The sequence below is a fragment of the Streptomyces sp. AA4 genome (assembly GCF_000158875.1).
Lineage (GTDB): Bacteria > Actinomycetota > Actinomycetes > Mycobacteriales > Pseudonocardiaceae > Amycolatopsis.
Window position 1 is genome coordinate 4,900,906 of the sequence record NZ_GG657746.1, and the last position, 6,352, is coordinate 4,907,257.

7 protein-coding genes are annotated in these 6,352 nt (G+C 73.0%); 4 read left to right on the forward strand and 3 right to left on the reverse strand.

Annotated features, from left to right (window positions below):
• Positions 1–57: 57 nt before the first annotated feature.
• Both SSMG_RS22460 and SSMG_RS22465 read right to left on the reverse strand, forming a co-directional pair.
• Positions 58–540: an MmpS family transport accessory protein gene (locus SSMG_RS22460; protein WP_037714514.1), complete on the reverse strand. Its 483-nt coding sequence runs from the start codon at positions 538–540 to the stop codon at positions 58–60.
• A 198-nt stretch (positions 541–738) separates the two neighbouring features.
• On the reverse strand, positions 739–1,137 hold the full coding sequence (locus SSMG_RS22465) for an NUDIX domain-containing protein (RefSeq protein ID WP_009079692.1): 399 nt from the start codon (positions 1,135–1,137) through the stop codon (positions 739–741).
• 38 nt (positions 1,138–1,175) lie between these two features.
• Here SSMG_RS22465 and SSMG_RS22470 point away from each other — a divergent pair, with 38 nt between their 5' ends.
• Positions 1,176–1,982: a helix-turn-helix domain-containing protein gene (locus SSMG_RS22470; protein WP_009079694.1), complete on the forward strand. Its 807-nt coding sequence runs from the start codon at positions 1,176–1,178 to the stop codon at positions 1,980–1,982.
• Here the strand turns inward: SSMG_RS22470 and SSMG_RS22475 are convergent.
• The gene (locus tag SSMG_RS22475; RefSeq protein ID WP_037714517.1) at positions 1,927–3,405 is read right to left on the reverse strand and encodes an FGGY-family carbohydrate kinase; all 1,479 of its coding nucleotides are present in this window, start codon (positions 3,403–3,405) and stop codon (positions 1,927–1,929) included. The two genes, SSMG_RS22470 and SSMG_RS22475, sit on opposite strands and share 56 nt — an antisense overlap.
• A gap of 92 nt (positions 3,406–3,497) precedes the next feature.
• On the opposite strand from SSMG_RS22475, the gene SSMG_RS22480 reads away from it, so the two are divergent.
• From SSMG_RS22480 to SSMG_RS22490, 3 genes are all read left to right on the forward strand, one after another.
• Positions 3,498–4,475 (forward strand): LacI family DNA-binding transcriptional regulator, encoded by a 978-nt coding sequence (locus SSMG_RS22480; protein ID WP_009079699.1) that lies wholly within the window; start codon positions 3,498–3,500, stop codon positions 4,473–4,475.
• A 644-nt stretch (positions 4,476–5,119) separates the two neighbouring features.
• Positions 5,120–5,701 (forward strand): hypothetical protein, encoded by a 582-nt coding sequence (locus tag SSMG_RS22485; protein ID WP_009079700.1) that lies wholly within the window; start codon positions 5,120–5,122, stop codon positions 5,699–5,701.
• A gap of 89 nt (positions 5,702–5,790) precedes the next feature.
• Positions 5,791–6,352: RES family NAD+ phosphorylase (locus SSMG_RS22490; protein ID WP_009079702.1), on the forward strand; the 562-nt coding region annotated here is incomplete at its 3' end.

The following is a 6,352-nucleotide window of genomic DNA, read 5'->3' on the forward strand; positions in this document are numbered from 1 at the left end:
CTTCACGGACTTCTGCCTCGCGGACCGAGCCGGTCGGAGAGCCTCGTCGGCAGCGGGTCAGGCGCTGCAGCTGAGCTGCCGTCCCTCCCCCGCCACCGACTTCTCGGCGACCACGTGCCCGTCGACCCGGATCCGGCACAGCAGCGCGCCGGTGCTCTGCGCGACCAGGCTGCTGAACACCGGCTGTTCGGCGGGGGCCTTCCGCTGCACCGTCACCGACCAGGGCAGCCGCACCTCGGCCTGCTGTTCGAGGTCGCCGCCGGTCGCGACGTAGGTGAGGTTGTGCGCGACGTCGCCGCCGGTCAGCTCGTAGACGACCGTGCGGGTCACCTCGTGCACGGTCACCGGTTCGACGGTCACCGACGGCCCGGAGGGCACCGCCGCGGCCGGGGCGGGCCGGTCCGGGGTCGCTTTCGGCATGACGTACCACGCGACGGTGACCGCGACGGCGACGACGCCGGCCACCGCGCTTCCGAGCGGCCGCAGCCTGCCCGATTCCCCCCGGGCCGCCGTGGGCCGGGTCGCGCCAGGAACACCCATGGAGAGGTCTTCTCTTCTCGAGCGCACTTCCCGCGAGTGCGACGTCTGGTTCTTCGCCAGACCGTTACACGGCGTTAGCCAACCCGAGAAAATTCGCTCCAGTTCACCCTGATGGGGGTAGGAGACGTGCGCTCGCGAGCACGATCACCACGCACGATGCCGATAACGCTGGCGCGTCCCCCGATTGACGCTGGGTGATCAGTCGACGAGCCCGGCCTCGGACAGCATCCGCAGCACGCGCTGCCCGGCGGGCGGACAGGAGGCGGCGTCCGCGGCGCGCAGCCACGCGGCCTCGGCGATCTCGGCCGACGGCTCCGGTTCGCCGGTGTGGTCGGCGGTGTAGCAGGTCATCCGGACGCGGCGCCCGTCGGCGAATCCGTCGGCCTGCTCGTCGAGCAGCGCGAAGAACCGGAAGCTCAGCGGGTCGAGCGCGACGCCCAGTTCCTCGCGGATCTCCCGGCACAGTCCCTCGACGTCGCCCTCGCCGGGTTCGCGCTTGCCGCCGGGGAGATAGAACTTTTCTTTGCCCGTGGTGCGCACGGACAACAGCCGCCGGTCCCGCACGTGGACCCAGGCCAAGGCATCGATCGGGCTCATGCGCGCATTCTGTCGTACCCGCGAGGCATGATCGCGGGGTGTACTCGGAAAGCCCGCCGCCCGCCGCGCTGCGCCGCCTCGTGCGGTGCCGCTGGGAGTCGGCCGAGCCCGGCCCGAAGCGGATCGTCCCGGACGGCTGCGTCGACCTCGTCGCGGGCGCCGGTCAGGTCTTCGTGGCCGGACCGGACACGACGGCGTGGACGTCGGAGTTCCCGCCCGGCACCCGGTTGCGCGGCCTGCGCTTCCGGCCGGGCGCGGCGGCCGCGCTGCTCGGCGTGGGCGCGGACGAACTGCGCGACAGCCGCGTCCCGCTGCCGGACCTGTGGAACCGCCGCGGCGCGGCCCTCGCCGACGAAATCCTCAGCGGCCGCGACCTCGCCGAGTCGGTGGCCGACGTCGTGCCGGACCCGGCGGCCGTGGATCCGGTGGTGGAACGGATGCTGTCGCGACTCGCCGCGGAAGCTGCCCGCGACGCCGGAATGCCGGGCCGCAGCAGAGGAGAAGCACCCGCCGCGCCGCACCCGCGACCTGCCCCGGACCACTCGCTTGCCGGGCATCCAGCAGGCCGAAGCGAACGGCAGGCGCGCCGGCTCTTCACCCTCGCCGTCGGCTACGGACCGGCCACCTACCGGCGAATCCTGCGCCTCCAGCGAGCCATCGCACTGGCGCCCACTACCGCGAACCTCGCCGACCTGGCCGTCGCCGCCGGGTACGCCGATCAGCCGCACCTCACCCGCGAATGCCGGGCCCTCACCGGCCTCACCCCGGGCGGCTACTTCGGCAGGGGACTCACTCCGCCGCCGAATCCTGGTGCCGCGCAAGGAAATGCGCCGTCTCCGCGGTAGCCGGATACAACGCGCGATAGTGCGCGTAGAACTCGTCGTACCGGTCCGCCCGGGCCGGATCCGGCTCGATCACCTCGGCGACCGGGTTCCACGCCTCGATGTCCGGCTCCAGCCCGACCGCCACCGCGGCCAGGTACGCGTCCCCGAAACACGCCCCGACAGTTTCCGTCGGAAGATGCTGCGGCGTCCGGGTCACGTCGCTGACGATCCCCGTCCACACCCGCCCCTGCGTGCCGCCGCCGACCGCGACCAGCCGGCGCGCGGGGGCGCCCATCGCGGCAAGGTTGTGCCGCACCCCGTACGCCGTCCCTTCCAACGCCGCGCGGTACAGCTCCGCCCGGCCGTGCGAAGTGGTCAGCCCGGCGATCATCCCGCGTGCCAGCGGATCCGGCACCGGCGTCCGCTCGCCCGCGAAGTACGGCAGCATCAGCAGGCCGCGGCTTCCGGCCGGAACCTGACCGGCCGAAGCGACCAGTTCGGCGAAGTCGCCGTCGAACAGTTCCCGCAGCCAGTCGGTGATCGCGCCGGACGTCGCCATTCCCGCGGCGAGCGAGTAGCTGCCCGGGCGCACCCCGCGCGTCGCCCACAGCCCGGGCACCGGCCGGGCCTCGGCGACAGACTGGACGAGGAACATCGTGGTGCCGTACATGACCATCGTGTCGCCGCGGTCGCGCACGCCCGCGCTGGCCGCCTCGGCCCACGCGTCGATCGTGCCGCAGGTGACCGGCAATCCGGCCGGCAGCCCGGTCTCGGCGGCCGCCCGCGCGGTGACCGTGCCGACGACCTCGGTCGGCCAGGCGAGCCGCGGCAGGTCGATCCCGGGCGCGACGAGCGCGGCCCAGTCCTCCGCCCACCCGCCCGCGCGCAGGTCGTACATCGGGTCGCACTGGCTGGCCGAATGGTGGTCGAGCACGTACTCGCCGGTCAGCCGCCGCACGAGGTACGAACTCGCCATCAAGAACTGCCTCGCCCGCGCGGCGACCTCCGGCTCGTGCCGGTACAGCCACCGCCATTTCGGCCCGACCGCCTGGCTCGACAGGGCGCTCCCGCAGCGCTCCACAATGGACTCTTCGCCGAGTTCGGCGGTCAGCTCGGCGATTTCCGCGCCGGCCCGCGTGTCGACCCCGTAGAGGATCGCCGGGCGCAGCGGGCGGCCGTCGCCGTCGGCGGGCAGCAGCACCGGGCCGATGCCGCTCACCGCCAGCCCGGCCGGTTCGTGCCCCTCGGCCAGCAATTCGCGCACCAGCTCCGCGAACGCGGCCCACCACACCGTTTCGGCGTCGTGCTCGAACCAGCCGGGGCGCGGCCGGGAGGTGCTGTGCGGGCGGGCGGCGCGCGCCAGTACAGTGCCGTCCGCACCCACGAGGACGCCTTTCGCGCTGGACGTGCCGATGTCGATGCCGAGCAACGGGCCCGGTCGCATCACAGCACCCCCGGCAAGCGGACGGTAAACGATTACCGGGACGGTATTCTGCGGTCACCGGGGTGTCAAGGAAGCCAGGACGAGGAGGCGCGGTGGCCACGATCAGCGACGTCGCCGCCAGGGCAGGCGTCTCGACCGCCACGGTGTCGCGGACCCTGAACGGCAAGTCCACAGTGGACCCCGAGCTGGCCGCGCGGGTGCTCGAGGCCGCCGAGGAACTCGGCTACCACCCGAACGGACTGGCGAGAAACCTGCGCCGCCAGGAGACCGCGGTGCTCGCGCTGATCATCTCCGACGTCGAGAACCCGTTCTTCACCTCGATCGCGCGCGGGGTCGAGGACCTCGCGCAGGTGTCGGGGTACTCGGTGGTGCTCTGCAATTCCGACGAGAACGAGGACAAGGAACGCCGGTACCTCGACGTCGCGCTGCAGGAACGCGTCGCGGGCGTGCTGCTCTCCCCCACCGGCCCGGCCACGAACGTCACCCGGCTGCGCCGGCTCGGCATCCCGGTGGTCGCGGTCGACCGGCCGCTGCCGGGCACCGACGGCGACCAGGTGCTGGTCGACACCCGCCGCGCCGCCCGGCAGGCGGCCCGGCATCTCGTCGCGAGCGGCTACCGGCGGGTGGCCTGCCTGACCGGCCCGTCCGGCGTCCGCACCGCCGACGACCGGCTGTCCGGCTACTTCGACGCGGTCGGCGAAGAGAACGCGGTCTTCCGCCGGGCCGAATACCGTGCGGAAGGCGCCCGCCGCGCCGCCGGGGACCTGCTGGACCAGCCGGAGCCGCCGGACGCGCTGCTCATCGCCAACAGCACGATGGCGATCGGGGTGCTGGAGGCGCTCGCGGAGCGTCGCCTGCGCGCCGGACGCGACATCGGCATCGTCTCGTTCGACGACGCCCCGTGGACGACCTTGGTCGACCCGCCGCTGACCGTCGTGGCGCAGCCCGCCTACGAGATCGGCCGGGTCGCCGCGCAGTTGCTGCTGGCCCGCATCGCCGACAGCACCCGCGAACCGGTCACCACGACCTTGGACGCGCAGCTGATCGACCGGCAAAGCTCGCATCGCTGACCGGCCGCGCCGAGGACCCGCGAACCAGGAAAGCCCGGCGCACGGCGAAATCCAGCGACGAACTGCAGGGCGAGAAGCTCATCCGAGGGCACGCCCCCAGCTTCCGTCGCGGACCACGGTGCTCGACCGCCGCCGACGGCCGCGACACAGCCCGCGTGCCACATCGGCCGGGTCGTCGCGCAATTTCCGCTGGCGCGAGTGCCGACAGCACCCGCGAACCATCCTGGGCGCGCAGTTGCCCCACCGGCAAAGCCCGCCTCGCCGACCAAGCGCGGCGAAATCCGGCGAGCACGCCCGAGGCGAAACCGGAATCCGAGGGAAACGACGTGCCTGGCGGCCGGGCGGAGATCCGCCGAGCCGCCAGGCACGCCCCACCCCCTGTCCCCCCAGCGTCCGCCGCGGACGGCGGAGCACGGGCCGCACCCGAGGGCGGGAAACCGATTACTCGTTCGCAACGTAAATCGGCGGTCCGGGAGTGTCAAGCACTCGAAAGCCTGGACAAGCCACCCGGTGCGGGGCAGACTGGCCCGTACTCGCCTACACCCCGTGTTGACTTCTGTGCGATGCGTGTCGATCTTTGGTGAATTCACCCACAAAAAGGCGAGAAACCGCACGAACCCGCACACACGCGCTAGGCTGAGCGTATGTCGATAGCGCTCGAGAACGTTCTCGCCAGAGCCGGCCTCAAGGCCGACGCGAACGAGTTTCTCACGCTCGTGGAGGACGCGGCCCGCAGGCTGTCGCCGCCCAACCCCGACCCCTCGCACTATTTCTCCCCCGACCAGCGGGCCGCGCTCGCCGAGGCGGGGCTCGACCTGAGCCCGCGCGACGAGGGCGAACCGGACTTCCGCGCGCGCACCGTCGCCGCGCACGCCGTGCTCGCCGATTCCGCGCTGTCGGTCGGCCAGGCCGCCGAGATGCTGAACGTCGACGACAGCCGGATCCGGCACCGCCTCAAGGAGGGCAGGCTCACCGGCTGGAAGGACCAGGGCTGGCGGCTGCCCGCGTGGCAGTTCAACGGCGCGGGCGTGCTGCCCGGCCTGGAGACTGTGCTGCGCGCCGTCCCCGAGGACCAGCCCGCGCTGGTCGTCGCCGCGTTCATGAACACCCCGCAGTCCGACCTGGTGATCAGCGACCGGCCGGCCACGCCGCGGCAGTGGCTGCTCGCCGGCGGCGACCCCGAGCAGGTGGCCCGGCTCGTGGCCACGCTCGGCTCGCCGTTCTGACCCGCTGACTTCCCGCCCGCGCACCGCCGCGCCTTCGCGCGGCGCGGGCCCGCCCCCTGCCCCGACACAGGACGGACAACCTCCCCCGCATGGCCCGGCTCCCCTCGCCTCCGGCGCGGTCTGCTCTGGTCAAGGGGCTGGACCGCAGCCACGACGTGGTTTCGGTGCAGCCCGAGACCCGGCTGGTCCGCATCTTCACCGCGCACGGCAACCATCCGCAGCAGTGGAACACCTTCCGCTACACCGGCCCGCTCCCGCACGGCCGGTTCGACCAGCAGACGCCCGGCCGCGGCGGCGGTCCGGTCACCGACCCGGGCAACGGCGTGCTGTATTTCGGCCTGACCGTGCGCACGAGCGTCGCCGAGGTGTTCCAGACGACCTCGACGGTGGACCGCACGACGCGCGGCCCTCGCCTGGTCGTGGTGCGCCCGACGCGGGTGCTGCGGCTGCTCGACCTCACCGGGCTGTGGCCGACCCGGGTCGGCGCTTCGCAGGAGATCTCCAGCGGCCCGAAAAAGATCACCCAGGCGTGGGCGCGGGCGATCCGCGGCGCGATGCCGGACCTCGACGGGCTTTGGTACCGCTCGTCGATGGACGCGGGCAAGCCCTCGGTGTGCCTGTGGGACCCGCCCGCGGGCGCGGCGTTGCCGA

Excerpts from the sequence above, each read along its gene's own strand:
- SSMG_RS22460 (WP_037714514.1), bottom strand. The coding sequence starts at position 540 with ATGGGTGTTCCTGGCGCGACCCGGCCCACGGCGGCCCGGGGGGAATCG.
- SSMG_RS22465 (WP_009079692.1), bottom strand. The coding sequence starts at position 1,137 with ATGAGCCCGATCGATGCCTTGGCCTGGGTCCACGTGCGGGACCGGCGG.
- SSMG_RS22475 (WP_037714517.1), bottom strand. The coding sequence starts at position 3,405 with ATGCGACCGGGCCCGTTGCTCGGCATCGACATCGGCACGTCCAGCGCG.
- SSMG_RS22485 (WP_009079700.1), top strand. The coding sequence starts at position 5,120 with ATGTCGATAGCGCTCGAGAACGTTCTCGCCAGAGCCGGCCTCAAGGCC.